Annotated in this window: 11 protein-coding genes and 1 pseudogene; 5 read left to right on the top strand and 7 right to left on the bottom strand. The window is 65.0% G+C overall.

The genetic code is table 11. The features are described from left to right. Nucleotides 1–2 precede the first annotated feature (2 nt). A complete protein-coding gene (locus tag ACVWW3_RS13315; RefSeq protein WP_456649650.1) occupies nucleotides 3–1,181 on the top strand; it encodes a saccharopine dehydrogenase family protein in 1,179 nt (392 codons plus the stop codon). A gap of 137 nt (nucleotides 1,182–1,318) precedes the next feature. Here the strand turns inward: ACVWW3_RS13315 and ACVWW3_RS13310 are convergent, their stop codons facing one another. Next, a complete protein-coding gene (locus ACVWW3_RS13310) occupies nucleotides 1,319–2,515 on the bottom strand; it encodes an FAD-dependent monooxygenase (RefSeq protein WP_456649651.1) in 1,197 nt (398 codons plus the stop codon). Between the two features lie 146 nt (nucleotides 2,516–2,661). Here ACVWW3_RS13310 and ACVWW3_RS13305 point away from each other — a divergent pair, with 146 nt between their 5' ends. Then, the gene (locus ACVWW3_RS13305; RefSeq protein WP_456649832.1) at nucleotides 2,662–3,138 is read left to right on the top strand and encodes a MarR family transcriptional regulator; all 477 of its coding nucleotides are present in this window, start codon (nucleotides 2,662–2,664) and stop codon (nucleotides 3,136–3,138) included. Here the strand turns inward: ACVWW3_RS13305 and ACVWW3_RS13300 are convergent. The 3 genes from ACVWW3_RS13300 to ACVWW3_RS13290 all read right to left on the bottom strand — a co-directional run bounded on the left by ACVWW3_RS13300 (nucleotide 3,107) and on the right by ACVWW3_RS13290 (nucleotide 7,335). Beyond that, entirely contained in the window at nucleotides 3,107–4,363 is a 1,257-nt protein-coding gene (locus ACVWW3_RS13300; RefSeq protein ID WP_456649652.1) for an O-antigen ligase family protein, read from the bottom strand. The two genes, ACVWW3_RS13305 and ACVWW3_RS13300, sit on opposite strands and share 32 nt — an antisense overlap. A gap of 167 nt (nucleotides 4,364–4,530) precedes the next feature. Beyond that, nucleotides 4,531–6,081 (bottom strand): undecaprenyl-phosphate glucose phosphotransferase, encoded by a 1,551-nt coding sequence (locus ACVWW3_RS13295; RefSeq protein ID WP_456649653.1) that lies wholly within the window; start codon nucleotides 6,079–6,081, stop codon nucleotides 4,531–4,533. 120 nt (nucleotides 6,082–6,201) lie between these two features. Then, nucleotides 6,202–7,335: a glycosyltransferase family 4 protein gene (locus ACVWW3_RS13290; protein ID WP_456649654.1), complete on the bottom strand. Its 1,134-nt coding sequence runs from the start codon at nucleotides 7,333–7,335 to the stop codon at nucleotides 6,202–6,204. A 205-nt stretch (nucleotides 7,336–7,540) separates the two neighbouring features. Between ACVWW3_RS13290 and ACVWW3_RS13285 the strand changes: the two genes are divergently transcribed. Continuing rightward, nucleotides 7,541–9,811 (top strand): GumC family protein, encoded by a 2,271-nt coding sequence (locus ACVWW3_RS13285; RefSeq protein ID WP_456649655.1) that lies wholly within the window; start codon nucleotides 7,541–7,543, stop codon nucleotides 9,809–9,811. 11 nt (nucleotides 9,812–9,822) lie between these two features. Here ACVWW3_RS13285 and ACVWW3_RS13280 read toward each other — a convergent pair. Further along, nucleotides 9,823–11,006 (bottom strand): annotated as a pseudogene (locus tag ACVWW3_RS13280) (GNAT family N-acetyltransferase). Nucleotides 11,007–11,135: 129 nt separating this feature from the next. On the opposite strand from ACVWW3_RS13280, the gene ACVWW3_RS13275 reads away from it, so the two are divergent. Further along, nucleotides 11,136–12,179, top strand: coding sequence for a polysaccharide deacetylase family protein (locus ACVWW3_RS13275; protein ID WP_456649656.1), 1,044 nt, complete (start codon nucleotides 11,136–11,138; stop codon nucleotides 12,177–12,179). Nucleotides 12,180–12,207: 28 nt separating this feature from the next. Here ACVWW3_RS13275 and ACVWW3_RS13270 read toward each other — a convergent pair whose 3' ends face one another. Continuing rightward, nucleotides 12,208–12,423 (bottom strand): DUF2842 domain-containing protein, encoded by a 216-nt coding sequence (locus ACVWW3_RS13270; protein ID WP_456671982.1) that lies wholly within the window; start codon nucleotides 12,421–12,423, stop codon nucleotides 12,208–12,210. Nucleotides 12,424–12,517: 94 nt separating this feature from the next. Between ACVWW3_RS13270 and ACVWW3_RS13265 the strand changes: the two genes are divergently transcribed. Beyond that, the gene (locus tag ACVWW3_RS13265) at nucleotides 12,518–13,600 is read left to right on the top strand and encodes a COX15/CtaA family protein (protein WP_456649657.1); all 1,083 of its coding nucleotides are present in this window, start codon (nucleotides 12,518–12,520) and stop codon (nucleotides 13,598–13,600) included. On the opposite strand, the gene ACVWW3_RS13260 is transcribed toward ACVWW3_RS13265, so the two are convergent. Beyond that, entirely contained in the window at nucleotides 13,601–13,945 is a 345-nt protein-coding gene (locus ACVWW3_RS13260) for a hypothetical protein (protein WP_456649658.1), read from the bottom strand. Between the last annotated feature and the right edge of the window lie 47 nt (nucleotides 13,946–13,992).

The following is a 13,992-nucleotide window of genomic DNA, read 5'->3' as shown; positions in this document are numbered from 1 at the left end:
CCATGAGCTCTGCGAAATTCGACATCATCGTCTACGGTGCGACCGGTTTCACCGGTCAGCTCGTCGCCGAATATCTGACCCAGCATTACAAGAGCGACAAGACGCTCAAATGGGCGATGGCAGGCCGTAGCCTTGGCAAGCTGAAATCGGTACGCGATGCGGTCGGCGCGCCCGGGAACACGCCGCTGATTGTCGCGGATGCGTCCGACGCGGCTTCGCTGAAGGCGATGGCGGAACGGACGATGTCGGTGATCACGACGGTGGGTCCGTATCAGCTCTACGGCGAGGAACTGCTCGCGGCCTGCGTCGCCACCGGCACGGATTATTTCGATCTCTGCGGCGAACCGATCTGGATGCGCCAGATGATCGACAAGTACGAGGCGGCTGCAAAAGAGAGCGGCGCGCGCATCGTGTTTTCATGCGGCTTTGATTCCGTGCCGTTCGAGCTCGGTGCGTTCTTCGTGCAGGAAGAGGCCAAGCGCATGTTCGGCGCACCGGCGTCGCGCGTGAAAGGTCGCGTGCGCGATATGCGCGGCACGCTCTCGGGCGGCACCGCGGCGAGCGCGAAGGCGACCTTCGATGCGGTTGCCAAAGACATCAGCCTCATCACGATCCTGAACGATCCGTTCGCGCTGACACCGGGTTTCACCGGCCCGAAGCAGCCGAAGGGCAACAGGTCGCTGCTCGAGGAGGACCTGCAATCCTGGGCCGCGCCGTTCACGATGGCGCTGATCAACACGCGCAACGTCCATCGCTCCAACATGCTGATGGGCTTCCCCTACGGCCAGGACTTCGTCTACGACGAGATGGTCCTGACCGGTCCCGGCGAGAAGGGCGAGGCCAACGCCAAGCTCGTGATGGCGGCCAATGCGGGCAAGACGGGCCCCGACGCACCGAAGCCGGGCGAGGGGCCGTCGAAGGAAGAGCGCGAAAACGGTCTCTTCGACCTGCTCTATATCGCGATCGCACCCGATGGCCGCATGGTTCGCGCCGGCGTCACCGGCGACCGCGATCCCGGCTATGGCTCGACCTCGAAGATGATCTCCGAATGCGCCATCTGCATGCTGCGTGACGCGACAGACGTCGCCGCGGGCTTCTGGACGCCGGGCGCAGCGATGCAGCACAAGCTGATCAAGCGGCTGGTCGAGCACGCCGGGCTGACATTCGCCGTGGAGAGATAGAGGCGGTCACTTGCCACAATCGCGGTGTCATCGTCCGGCTTGACCGGACGATCCGGTATCCCAGAGATGGCACTGATCGAATCGAGAGGTCGCGGCGTACTGGATGCCCGCCTTCGCGGGCATGACAGCGTTCGCAACTACACCGCCCGCGCGTCGTATGCGTACATGAACTCCATGCTCTTCGAACCCAGCGGCAGCAGCCACTTCATCATCTGATTGCGGATCCAAGCGCCGGTGGCGCTGAATTCGCGCTTGCTGTTGCCGTTCCGGCGCGCCAGAGCGACGATCTTTTCCGCGCGCGGGCGTCGCTCGGCCTCGAAGGCCTGGAAGGTGGCGCCGAGCTCCTGGCCTTGCTGCATCAGCCGGGCGAGGCGCATCGCATCCTCCAGCGCGAGCGAGGCGCCCTGGCCGGCATGCGGGCTGGTCGCATGCGCGGCGTCGCCGATCAGCAGCGAGCGCTTGCGCGACCAGGTCGGCAGGGTCGCGACGTCGAGCGTGTCGGTGACCACGATGTTCTCGGCCGCGTCGATGATGGCGGGGATCGGATCATGCCAGCCGCGATGGAAGCCGCGCAGGTGCTGCTTCAGTGTCGCGGGGTCGAGCGCGCGGAACATCGCCGCATCCATGCCGTGTGCGGGCTGCGTGCTCCACCACATCACACCGTCGTTCGGAACGGGACTGCAATAGCCGTAGCCGAAGAAGCCACTCTGCCCGAACGTGGTCTCGACGTTCCGGCCGATCGGCCGGCCGTCGAGGACGGCGTACGGAACGAAGCCGCCGAAGCCGATCAGTCCGGTGTCGAACGGCTGCGGTCCGTCCGGCACGACCTGGCGCCGTGCAACCGAGTGCACGCCATCAGCACCGATCAGGAAGTCGCCTTCGGCGGTGGTGCCGTCGGCGAAATAGGCGATGATCGGCTGGTCGCCGCGGTCCTCGATCTTGATCAGGCGCTTCTCGAAATACAGCGACACACAGGCGCACCAGGCCTTGTCGATCAGCATCTCGTTCAGCGTGGCGCGGCAGACATTGACCGCCGGCTGGCCGAATCGCCGCGCCATGTCGCGATTGATCGAGCCGAGCCTCTCTCCGCCCTGCGAATAGAAGTCGAACGACTCCGCGATCGAGCCACGGCTGATCAGCTCGTTCGAAAGGCCGATCTCGTCCATGACTTGCATGCCGTTCGGTGCGATCTGAAGGCCGCCGCCGATGCCTTTCGAATAGGGCCAGGCCTCGTAGATCGCGGACTCGATGCCGGCGCGGCGCAACAGGACCGCGGCGACGGGGCCGGCGATGCCGGCGCCGATGATCAGGGCCTTGCGGGGACGGTTGGACATGGCTTGCTCCCGACGTTTCCGTGGTGCTAGGAGAATTAAGGTCGCTAAATCTCTTAGTGACTAAGATATATATCGACTAAGATATGAGGTCGGCCTTGTCAAGGACGAAGGCGCGCGCTGCGCTGTTGCAGGAGCTCGAGGAGGCGATGCGCCGATCGTCCGCGCAGGGCGTGCTCTATGGCCAGACGGTTGCGAACGTTGCCGGAATTGCCAATTCCGACCTGGAATGCATGGACATCCTGTATCTCGAAGGCCGCGTCACCGCCGGCCGGCTCGCCGAAGTCACGGGCCTGACGACGGGCGCCATCACCGGCGTGGTCGACCGGCTCGAAAAGGCGGGGCTGGTGCGCCGGGAACGCGACGATGCCGATCGCCGCAAGGTCTTCATTGCTGTCGTGTCGGAGGCGATAGAAAGGCTCGGCCAGTTCTACGTGCCGATGCAGCAGGCGATGGAGAAGGTTTTTGGCGGCTATTCCGACGCGGAATTGCGCTTGCTGCTGCGCTTCGCCAATGAGGGCTACAAGGGCGTGCTCGCGGCGACCGCGGCGCTGAAGGGCCTGCTAGACACGCCGCCGGAGAAGCGTCCCGATCTCAAGCTGAAGAAGCTTCGTCGCCAGCCCTGATCTTGTAGATCTGTGCGGCCGCGATCATGCCCCACATCGCGCCCAGCATCATCCAGAAGTGCCGCCAGTGGTCGGTGTCGATCACGAAACTTTCGCCGACTGTGCCGACGAAGGCGGAGAAGACGGCGAGATAGGCGCGCTGCCATGGCACGCGAACGAAGATGTGTCGAAAGCCCATGATGACGGTCGTGAAGACCAGCGCGGGATAGCAGATGCCGGACAGCCAGCCGCCGGACATGAAGGCATTGAGGTAGGAGTTGTGGGTGTCCTCGGGGAAGAAGCGGTGGAATTGCAGGGGGCCGATGCCGAACGGCAGGTCGAGCGCCATCTCCGCACCGAGGATGTGCCGGCCGAACCGGCCGAACCGGCCTTCGTCATAGCTCTGGTCGAAGCTCGCGCGCTGCTTGAACATTTCGGCGATGGAATCGAACGACATCAACACCGCGATCAGCGCCAGGCCCAGCACCGCGGCCAGGATCGCCATGACAATGATGCGCGAGCGCTGCGCGTTGGTGCGGCTGGTCAGCACCATCAGCGCCAGCATGAAGGCGGATGTCAGCACCAGCCCGCCCCAGGCGGCGCGGGAGAAAGCGAGCAGGATCGCCAGCGACATGATGCCGAAGGCGATGACGTTGCGGAACGCCTTGCCGAGCTTGTCGGAAACCACGCTCTGGAGCGAAAACAGCGCCGGCAGGATCAGGAAGGCGCCGAGCACGTTCGGGTCCTTGAACGTGCCGCGGGCGCGTCCATAAAGTGTGAGGAGGTCGTCTCCGCCGGGGACCAGGTGGAAGTAGCCGGCGACCGCCGACAGGGAGGCAACCATCGCGCCGATCACGAGTCCGCGGCGGAGCATGTCGAGCCGGGCCGTGGTGTCCTCCGATGTGACCATGGCGAAGAACACGACCGTCACCGCCATGTACCAGGAGGTCGCAATCCAGCTCACCACCTCGGACTGTTCGAATAACGGGATCGCGCTGATCGTGTAGCCGACATTGAGCAGGACCAGCATCAGCACCAGCGGCATCAGCGCGAGCCGCAAGCGCAGACCGGTGGCGAAGAAGGTGATGGTGGCGAGCAACGTCACGATCTCGTAGGGGCTCGGCTCAATGAAGACGATCGCGCCGGAGGCGCCGACCAGCCACACCAGCGCACGCTGAAGGGCCAGCACGCCGGGCGCCGCGCGAACCGCTGCATTCATCTCCCCCGCTGTCGCCGCATACGCCATCACACGCTCACGCTACCGGTACGCCACAAAACACGCTCTCATCGTCCGGCTTGACCGGGCGATCCAGTACTCCGAGACAGCGAGGCTCTATGGCGGCCGCGGCGTACTGGATGCCCCACCCCAGTACGCAATTGCGGACAAGGCGGAGCATGACGGAGAAACTCAGCTCAATACGCGTTCTCGTTCTTGGTCAGCAGCGACATCGGCGTCTTCAGCAGAATGACGAGATCGAACAGCACCGACCAGCTCTCGATGTAATAGAGGTCGAACTCGACGCGCTTCTGGATCTTCTCTTCGTTGTCGATCTCGCCGCGCCAGCCGTTGATCTGAGCCCAGCCGGTGATGCCGGGCTTGACCCGGTGGCGGGCGAAATATCCGTCGACGGCTTCGTCGAACAGGCGGCTCTGGAGCTTGCCTTGCACCGCATGCGGACGCGGACCGACCAACGATAGATTGCCGGAGAAGACCACGTTGAAGAGCTGCGGCAGCTCGTCGAGGCTGGTCTTGCGGATGAAGCGGCCGACACGGGTGACGCGCGAATCGTTCTTGGTCACGACCTTCGAGGCCGTCGGATCCGCCTGATGATGGTACATCGAGCGGAACTTGTAGACGTCGATGCGCTCGTTGTTGAAACCGAAGCGCTTTTGCCGGAACAGCACCGGGCCAGGGCTGTCGAACTTCACCGCGAGCGCCACCAATCCCATGACCGGCAGGGCCGCCAGCAGCGCGAGGCTGCCGACGATGCGGTCGAACAACCATTTCATCACCAGGTCCCAGTCGGTGATCGGCGCCTCGAACACGTCCAGTGTCGGCACCTCGCCGATATAGGAGTAGGAGCGGGGACGGAAGCGCAGCTTGTTGGTGTGCGCGGAGAGGCGGATGTCCACCGGCAGCACCCAGAGCTTCTTCAGCATCTCCAGAATGCGCGTTTCGGCGGAGATCGGCAGCGCGAACAGCACGAGATCGACGCGGGTGCGGCGGGCGAACTCGATGATGTCGTCGACCTTGCCGAGCTTGCGCGCGCCGGCACAGGTGTCGAGCGCGCGGCTGTCGTTGCGGTCGTCGAACACGCCGAGCACGTGGATGTCGGAATCCTCCTGCACTTTCAGCGCCTCGACCAATTGTTCGCCGTTGCGGTCGGAGCCGACAATGATGGTGCGGCGGTCGAGCCGGCCCTCGCGCGCCCAGGCGCGCACCAGCGAGCGCAGCACCAGGCGCTGGCAGACGAGCGCGGCGAGCCCGAGGAAGTAGAAGGCGGCAAGCCACAGCCGCGATATTTCGCTGCCGAATTTGGCGAAGAAGGAGATGCCGATGAACAGCAGGAAGACGAACGACCAGGAGGAGATCATCCGCGTCATCTGCCGGAGCTGACCGCGGAACAGCTGCACTTGATAGATGTCGGCGGCCTGGAAGCAGACCACGGCGGAGACCGCGACGGCGATGATCTGCGCGGGATAAACCCAGCTGAAGGAGCCGGCGAGCGGCATGACATAGCCGAGATAGAGCGCGATGCCGACGAGGCTCAGCAGCGCGAAATCGGCCAGGCGGACGAAGCCGGTGATTACGATCGGCGAATAGGCGCGGGCGACCTTCTGGTTGACGATGTCCAGCGCGGCGGGCGAGAGTCGGCGGCGGCGCTCCACAAAGGGCGGGTCAGCCGGGTTCGCCGCGGCGCTGGTCGCGGCATCGAGCATCGAGCGTGCGTTGAGCGGTTCCACGGGCGTCCACGTCCATTCCAAAAACCCGCGGGACGCGTCCTTGCGCCCCGGGCGAGCATCCCCTGGCACATCGAGTATCGAACAAATCGGAAGATTCTCTAAAGCGGGCCTTAAGGATGGTTAGTGTTTGGTAAATGCGTCGCGATATCCCGCGAGCACGCCATCAACCATCGCCTGCTGAGAGAAATGCGCGGAGATGCGCTCGCACAAGGACGCTGCGCGCTGCACGGTCGCTTGCGGATTGTCGAGCGCGGCCGCAATCGCCTCCGCCATGGCCTCCGCGTCGCTCGGCGCGAACAGCGCCGGGCTCTCCGCCCCAAAAATCTCGGGGATGCCTCCGATTCTGGACGCGATCATCGGAATGCCGGCAGCACCGGCCTCGATCACGACATAGGGCATGGAATCGCCACGCGAGGGAACGACCAGCAGCCGCCCCTTGGAAAAGCCGTAGCGCGCCTTGACATGGCCGATGAAGCGGATGGCACTGGTCAGGCCAAGCCTCTCGACCTGCGCTTTCAACGCCGCGGTCTCCTCACCATCGCCGCCGAGCGTCAGGGTGACCCTCTTGCCGCCCTCGTGCAGGCGCGCCACCGCATCGACCAGCAGATCGGCGCCCTTGATGTGCCTGAACTCACCGACATAAGCGAGGTCGGTGGCGTCGCCGGCGATGATAACAGGCTCGAATTCTTCCGGCGTGACACCGTTGAAGACGCAATGCACCACGCCCTTCGGCGTGCCGACGATGCGCTGATAGGTGTCGCGGGCAAACGCGCTTTCGAACAAAAAAAGGTCGGTTGCGCCCATCAGCGTGCGCTCGAGCCGCGCATAAAACTCGCCCTTGAGCGTGTTGAGGGGATAATGCAGCGAGCCGCCATGCGGGGTGTAGATGCGGATGGTGTCGTCGGAGCGCCGCCGCATGCGGATGAAAGCACCGGCCTTGGCGCCGTGGCCATGCATGACGTCGGGCTTGAGCGTAGCGATCAGGCGCCGCAAGCGAAGCCAGACCAGGACATCGTCCGGCGACGGTTCGCGGCGGATCGCCATCCGGTGCACGCCGAGCTTCAGTCGCGGTGCGAGCTCGGCAAGGGCCTTGTCGGCGCGCTCGCCGCCGGTGAGGTTGTCGGCGAGGATGCCGACATGATGGCCGCGGTCGACCTGGCCGTTGGCGACGTCGAGGATGTGGCGGAAGATGCCGCCGACCGGAGCGCGCACGGCGTGCAGGATGCGAAGCGGCTGGTCTTGAGAGGGGGGCATGATCAAAACCAGCGCTCGACGGCGAATGCTCGAACAAAACTCACGAAATAATCGAGACGGATTAAGAGCCCTCGTGGTTAACAAACGGTGACGAGCGCGCCCGCGCGAGCTGTCGGATGCCGCGATTAACCCAGCGGCAACCTTAATGGAGTGTAATCGCCCCGGTTCAGGTAAGTTCGTGGCGTTGCGCCTGCGGGAGTGTTCGATGCGTTTAGCGTTCTGGCGTGGCGGCAAGGACAGGGCGTTGGTCGAGCGGGCCGTCTCGAAGGCCAAAGCCGAAACCAAGCGGGCCGAACTCGCGCCCAGGATCGAAGCAAAGCCTGCGCCCGTTGCTCCGACGCAGCAGCCAGTCGAATCCGGCGACATCGACCTTCACGCGCTCGGTGCGGCGCTGGCGCGCAAGCGCGGCTGGATCATCGTGCCGACGGTGCTGGCGCTCGTCGCGTCCGTCGCGATCGTCAATCTCGTCACGCCGCGCTACAAGTCTGAGTCCCGCATCCTGATCGACGGCCGCGAGAACGTGTTTCTGCGCCCCAACAGCGATCGCGCCGAGGAGCGGCAGGCGCTCGACGCCGAGGCCGTCACCAGCCAGGTGCAGCTCGTGCTGTCGCGCGACCTCGCGCGCGAGATCATCAAGAAGAACAAGCTTGCGGAGCGGCCCGAGTTCGATCCGGTGCTGCAAGGCATTTCGCCGCTGAGGTCGCTTGCGGCGCTGGTTGGCATCGGCCGCGATCCGTTCTCGATGACGCCGGAAGAGCGCGTGCTCGACGCCTATTACGAGCGCCTCCAGGCCTACGCCGTCGACAAGTCGCGCGTGATCGTGATCGAATTCCAGTCCGCCGATCCCGATCTCGCCGCGCGCGTCGCCAATTCAATCGCCGACGGCTATCTCGTGCTCCAACAGGATGCGCGCCAGGACCAGGCCCGGAACGCGAGCCAGTGGTATGGCGGCAGGATCGACGAGCTGCGACGGAATGTCTCCGAGGCCGAAGCGAAGGCCGAGGATTTCCGCTCCAAGTCGAGCCTGTTCATCGGCACCAACAACACGACGCTGTCGAACCAGCAGATGGGCGAGGTCAACACCCAGCTCAACAATGCGCGCGCGCTCAAGGCCGATGCCGAGTCCAAGGCGCGCCTGATCCGCGAGATGATCCAGAGCGGCAAACCGATCGAGTCGTCGGAAGTGCTGAACTCGGAATCGATGCGCACGCCCTCCCAGCAGCGCGTGGCGTTGCGGGCGCAGCTGGCCGAGCAATCGTCGACGTTGCTTGGCAACCACCCGCGCATCAAGGAATTGAAGGCGCAGCTCGCCGACCTCGACACCCAGATCCGCGACGAGGCCGCCAAGCTCGCCCGCACGCTCGAAAACGATGCGCGTGCCGCCACCGGGCGCGTTCAGGAATTGTCCGCAAGCCTCGAGCAGCTCAAGAAGCAGGCGACGTCCACCAACGGCCAGGACGTGCAGCTCCGCGCCCTCGAGCGTGAGGCCAAGGCGCAGCGTGACCTGCTCGAGACCTATCTCGCGAAGTACCGTGAAGCGAACACCCGCGAGACCATCGATACCGCGCCGACGGATGGCCGCATCATCTCGCGCGCCATCGTCTCGAACATGCCGGCCTATCCGAAGAAGCTGCCGATCGTGCTGATCGCGACGATCGCGACACTGTTGCTCTCGTCCGGCGTCGTCGTCACCGGAGAGTTGTTGCGCCAGACCGCGCCCCGTGCAGTCGCTGTATTCACGCCAGCGCAAACGCGGGCGTCGGCTCGCCAGGAACAAGTTGTTCAACCGATGGTCATCGAGCCGTTCGTCGATCCGGTCATGGCAGAGCCCGCGCCGCTTCAGCCGGAGATGACGGCGGATGCCGATGTCAGCGGATTCGCGGAGATCGAACGCCTGGCCGTTAGCCTGCGCGCCGCCGGGGCTGGGGCGAAGAAAGTCACGGTGCTCGGCACCGCAGCCGGCGAAGCCGTCACGCTGTCGACGCTGACACTGGCCCGGTATCTCGCGCGCGATGCGCGGGTTGTCGTGGTCGATCTTGCCGCGTCCTCGCCGACCATGGCCGCCGTATCCGTCGACGCCTCCGCACCCGGCCTTGCCGAGCTGATGCAGGGCGAGGCGTCGTTCGCGCAAATCATCACCCGGGACAAGCTCTCGCGGCTGCATCTGGTCTTGCCCGGCCGTCCCGGCTTCGATCGCAGTCTGTTGCAGTCGCCGCGGGTGACCCTGGCGGTCGACGCGCTGCTGCGCGCCTACGACCACGTGCTGCTCGATGCCGGCAGCGCCTCCGACCTGCCGGCCGAACTGCTGACGGCGAATGCCCGCGCCGTCGTGGTGCCCGACGCGTCGATGGCGCCGGATGCGCGCGCGCTGATGTGCGAGCAGCTCAGCGCCGTCGGCTTCAGCGAAGTCACGATGCTGAGCAAGCCGGTGCAGCCGTCGAATGCGGTGGATGCGCCGCGCGTCGTGGCGGCGTAGGCAAAGACAGATTACCCGAACGCGCGTCGCAGCCGCTGCGCGAGGTCGAACAGCATCTGGTTTTGTTTCACCAGCCGCTTGCCGTGGCTCAGCGAGGACATTGCCATCGCCGCGAGTTTTCCGCGTGACGTCAGCGGAACAAAACTGTCGAAAATGTTCTGGTCGTCCTTGCAGAACATCCGCTTGTACTCGTCCGAGCCGATGCCAAGGTCGAGCGAACGGTAGCCGCGCTCGGCATAGCGGTCGATGATGTAGCGCATCAGGATCAGCCCGGGGCTGTAACGGGCGTGCTCGGACATCGTGTAGGTGTTGAACATCATCGAGTAGCGCTGGCCATCGGCGACGCCGGCGAAGATCGCGATCACCTCGTCGTCGCATTCGAGCGCGTGGATGTCGATGACGCGGGGCCTTCACCGCGCAGCGCAAGGCAGGCGCTGCGGACGAATTGCTCGACGCCGGGCTCGGCGAAGACGTTGGGAAGCTTCTGTTCGGCCATCCGCGCCGGCTTGACGCGGAAGAACCAGTCGAGCAGGCGGGTGACGTCCGTATCCGTGGTCGCCAGGTGATAGCGATAGCCGGCGAGAGCCTGGAGCTTCTTCTCCTTGCTCTTGAGACGACGGCGGAGGGAATTGCTGATCCGCGACGCCGGCGGACCGCCCGGCTCCATCGTGAGCAGCGGGCAACCGTTGATCGCGCTCTGGCGCGGCAGGAGCACAAACGGATTCTGCTGGTCGTGCCAGTGCAGCGGCTGCTGCGTCAGTGCGAGCACGTCGACATGCTCGCGCAAGGACGCAAGCAGCACGTCGAGATCGGCGATGGCGACCTGCGCTGCAAACTCGGCGTTCCACAAGCCCATGTTGAAGGAGGTATGCTTGCCGCCCATGAAGCAGGCCGTGCGCACGCCGTGGTTTTGGCGCAGCGAGAGCGGCAGCAGCAGGAGCGGCCGATGCTCGGCGTCGCGGGCAATGACGATGAAGGGGCGGGCGCGTTCGTGTTCGCCGACCAGGCCCTGCCAGGGACTCAGTAGGTCAAATCGCTGATAGGGCGTGAAGAGGTGACCGGGCTCCTCGAAGGCGCGCCAGACCGCCTCGGCCGTGCCGAGATCGGTGACGATATCGACATGCGCGATGCGGCTCGCTTTCGACCGCGCTGGCGATTCTGCCGTCCGGCTTTGCATCGCCGCAGCCATGGTCATTCGCGAAACCTGTCGAGAAATCAAAAATGTGCGTAATTCGGCCTGTGGCCGACCTTTGCAAAGAAATGTCAACAAAGGGTAATGACTATAGGGAGGGGGAACGGGCGCCGACGGGCGTGAAGGTGGGATATGGCATCCGACGACAGATGGCTGGAACGGCTGCGCCTCGAGCTGACCTGGTTCACCGGCCAGGCGGCGCTGCGTAGTCGTGGTGCCGGCGCCATCCTGCGCCTTGCGCATGTGCGGCCGCGGCGGCGCGGCGGGTTTCAGCCGCTGCGCGAGAACGAGATCACGCCGCACTTCCTCGATCGCGCCATCCGCGCGCTGAAGCGGTGGAATTATGATTTTGTCGGCATGGACGAGGTCTGCCGGCGCGCGGTGACGCTGCCGGAAAAGCGGCGTTTCGTGGCGCTCACCTTCGACGGCGCCGGCAAGGATCTGATCGACTTTGCCTATCCGGTGCTGGCGCGCCACGGCGTGCCCTTCACGATTTATGTGCCCACGGCGTTTCCCGATGGCGTCGGAGAAGCCTGGTGGCTCGGACTCGAGCAGGTGATCGCGCGCGAGAGCCGTGTCAGCCTGTTGATGGGCGAAAAGGAGCAGCGCTTCACCGTCACAGGCAAAGCCGAGAAGCAGGCGCTGTTTTCGTTCGTCGAGTGTTGGCTGCGCTCGCTGCCGCCGGCGGATGTGTCGGCTGCGATCGCCGATCTCTGCACGCGCTACCGGGTCGACCTCGCCGCGCTCTCACGCGATGCGTCGATGAATTGGGAGGATCTGGCGAAGCTTGCGGCCGATCCGCTGGTGACGATCGGCAGCGCGACCGTGAACTATCCCGTGCTCGCCAACATGAAGGATGCAGCCGCGCTGCGGGAAATGACGATGGGCAAGGCGGTGGCGGAAGCGGCCTTCCAGCGCGACATCCGGCATCTCGCCTTTCCGTTCGGCGATCGCGCCTCATTCCGGCGCAGCCATGTCGTCATGGCGGAGGAGGCGGGCTTCGCCAGCGCGGTGTCGACGATCCCGGGCATCGTGGATGCTGAGGGACGCACCAATCTGCGCGCGCTGCCGCGCATTTCCTGGGATGGCGGGGTGCGCTCGCTGCGCATGCTACGCGTGCTGGTGTCGGGCACGGCCTTTGCGCCGGTGAAGCCGACCGGCACCGCTACGAACTAGAGGCGCTACGACCTGGCAGCGCTACGAACTAGATTTGGCCCCGGTCGGGCCGCTGCATCCAGCTCACGATCGGCATCGCCGGCAGCACCCAGCCCATGCCGACCACCACGTAATAGATTGCCTGCCGCCAGCCGGACTCGGCGATCCATGGCATCTGCGCCAGCGCCATGCCGAGCAGGGCCCAGACGGTGGCGAGCACCAGGAGGAGGATGGTGCCGAGGAACTTGCGGGTGCGGATCGTCATGACGGAATATTGCGGCTTTCGCGTAACTTGCGCTGCGGGAGCGGGGGACTATAAGGGGCACGCAGTCCGGTTCAAGCTCTGGTTTTTGCCTCGAATGACGACGATTTCCGCCCCGTCCGAGCCGCGTCGTGCCGTGCGCTGGTGGCTGATCTCCGTGGCGGCGCTGATCGCTCTGATGGTGCTGGTGGGCGGCGCGACTCGGCTGACGGAATCCGGCCTCTCGATCGTCGAATGGAAGCCGGTCACGGGCAGCGTGCCGCCGCTCTCGGAAGGGCAGTGGTCGGCGGCCTTCGAGGCCTACCAGAAGATCCCGCAATATCGCGAGCTCAACGCGGGCATGAGCCTGTCCGAGTTCAAGGAGATCTTCTGGTGGGAATGGAGCCACCGGCTGCTCGGCCGCTTCATTGGGGTCGCCTATCTGCTGCCGTTCCTGTTCTTCCTGTGGCGCGGCGGCCTGTCGGGTGAGTTGAAGCGGCGGCTGTGGCTGCTGTTTGGGCTTGGCGGGCTCCAAGGCGCGGTTGGCTGGTGGATGGTGGCCTCGGGACTGTCCGAACGGGTCGAAGTTTCGCAATATCGGCTGGCGACGCATCTGGTGCTCGCGCTGCTGATCTTCGCCGGCATCGTCTGGACGGTGCGGCGGCTCGCCGAACGGCCGCAGATCGCAGCACCATCGCGGCTGCGCTTCACGAGCGCCTTGCTCCTCGTCGTGACCTTTATCCAGATCTATTTCGGCGCGCTGGTTGCTGGCCTGCGCGCCGGGCGCGCCTACAACACCTGGCCGAAGATCGACGGCGCATTCATTCCCTCGGCTGAGCGGCTGTGGTTCGAGACGCCGTGGTGGCGCAACATGTTCGACAATGTGCTGACGGTGCAGTTCGAGCATCGCATGACGGCCTATGCGCTGTTCGCGCTGGCGGCGTTGCACGCGTTCGATGCGGTGCGTTCACGCGCAGGTTCTGCGGCAAGCGGCGCGCTTTTGCTGTTGGGCGCGGTAAGCCTGCAGGCAGTGCTCGGCATTCTCACGCTGCTCAACCAGGTGCCGATTGATCTCGCGCTGGCGCATCAGGCGGTTGCGCTCGTGGTGCTGACGCTTGCGGTGATGCAGACAGAGCGGCTCGCTGCGCGTGGCTCAACCGAAGCGCAGCCGCGGGCGATTCCTGTCAGTCAGCCCGGCTGATCAGCAATAGCCGTAGATGCCGCACGAGTAGGGCAGGCGCCAGAAATAATCGACCTGCTTCCCGCCGTAATACGGGCCCTGATAATCGTAATCCCACGGGCGGCCGTAATAGCCCGGCAGCGTGTGGGAGCCCGGCAGCAGTGGCGTAGCCGGCAGGTTGCGGATGTAGCTGCCGATGCCATAGGCCGGCGAGATCAGCGCATCCGGATCCGTCTCGACATAGACCTGCGGCGGCTCCTGCGGCGGAGCGGCGGGCCGCCGTTTCGGCGTGGCCGGCAAATCGGCGGCAATCGCAGCTGAGACCGTCAGCATCGCCGCAAGGGCAGGCACCATCCAGCGCAGCATCGTCGGCTCCGAATCAAAGGGGGCGATCCAATGACGATGTATGCGGC

Source organism: Bradyrhizobium sp. LM2.9 (assembly GCF_054056555.1).
This window is presented reverse-complemented; position numbering and strand designations above follow the sequence as displayed.

Bases quoted from the DNA above. Each gene is read 5' to 3' on its own strand.
- ACVWW3_RS13270 (WP_456671982.1), bottom strand. From the start codon at position 12,423: ATGACGATCCGCACCCGCAAGTTCCTCGGCACCATCCTCCTCCTGGTG.
- ACVWW3_RS13285 (WP_456649655.1), top strand. From the start codon at position 7,541: ATGCGTTTAGCGTTCTGGCGTGGCGGCAAGGACAGGGCGTTGGTCGAG.
- ACVWW3_RS13305 (WP_456649832.1), top strand. From the start codon at position 2,662: ATGCGCCGATCGTCCGCGCAGGGCGTGCTCTATGGCCAGACGGTTGCG.
- ACVWW3_RS13260 (WP_456649658.1), bottom strand. From the start codon at position 13,945: ATGCTGCGCTGGATGGTGCCTGCCCTTGCGGCGATGCTGACGGTCTCA.
- ACVWW3_RS13315 (WP_456649650.1), top strand. From the start codon at position 3: ATGAGCTCTGCGAAATTCGACATCATCGTCTACGGTGCGACCGGTTTC.
- ACVWW3_RS13275 (WP_456649656.1), top strand. From the start codon at position 11,136: ATGGCATCCGACGACAGATGGCTGGAACGGCTGCGCCTCGAGCTGACC.
- ACVWW3_RS13300 (WP_456649652.1), bottom strand. From the start codon at position 4,363: ATGGCGTATGCGGCGACAGCGGGGGAGATGAATGCAGCGGTTCGCGCG.
- ACVWW3_RS13310 (WP_456649651.1), bottom strand. From the start codon at position 2,515: ATGTCCAACCGTCCCCGCAAGGCCCTGATCATCGGCGCCGGCATCGCC.
- ACVWW3_RS13265 (WP_456649657.1), top strand. From the start codon at position 12,518: ATGACGACGATTTCCGCCCCGTCCGAGCCGCGTCGTGCCGTGCGCTGG.
- ACVWW3_RS13290 (WP_456649654.1), bottom strand. From the start codon at position 7,335: ATGCCCCCCTCTCAAGACCAGCCGCTTCGCATCCTGCACGCCGTGCGC.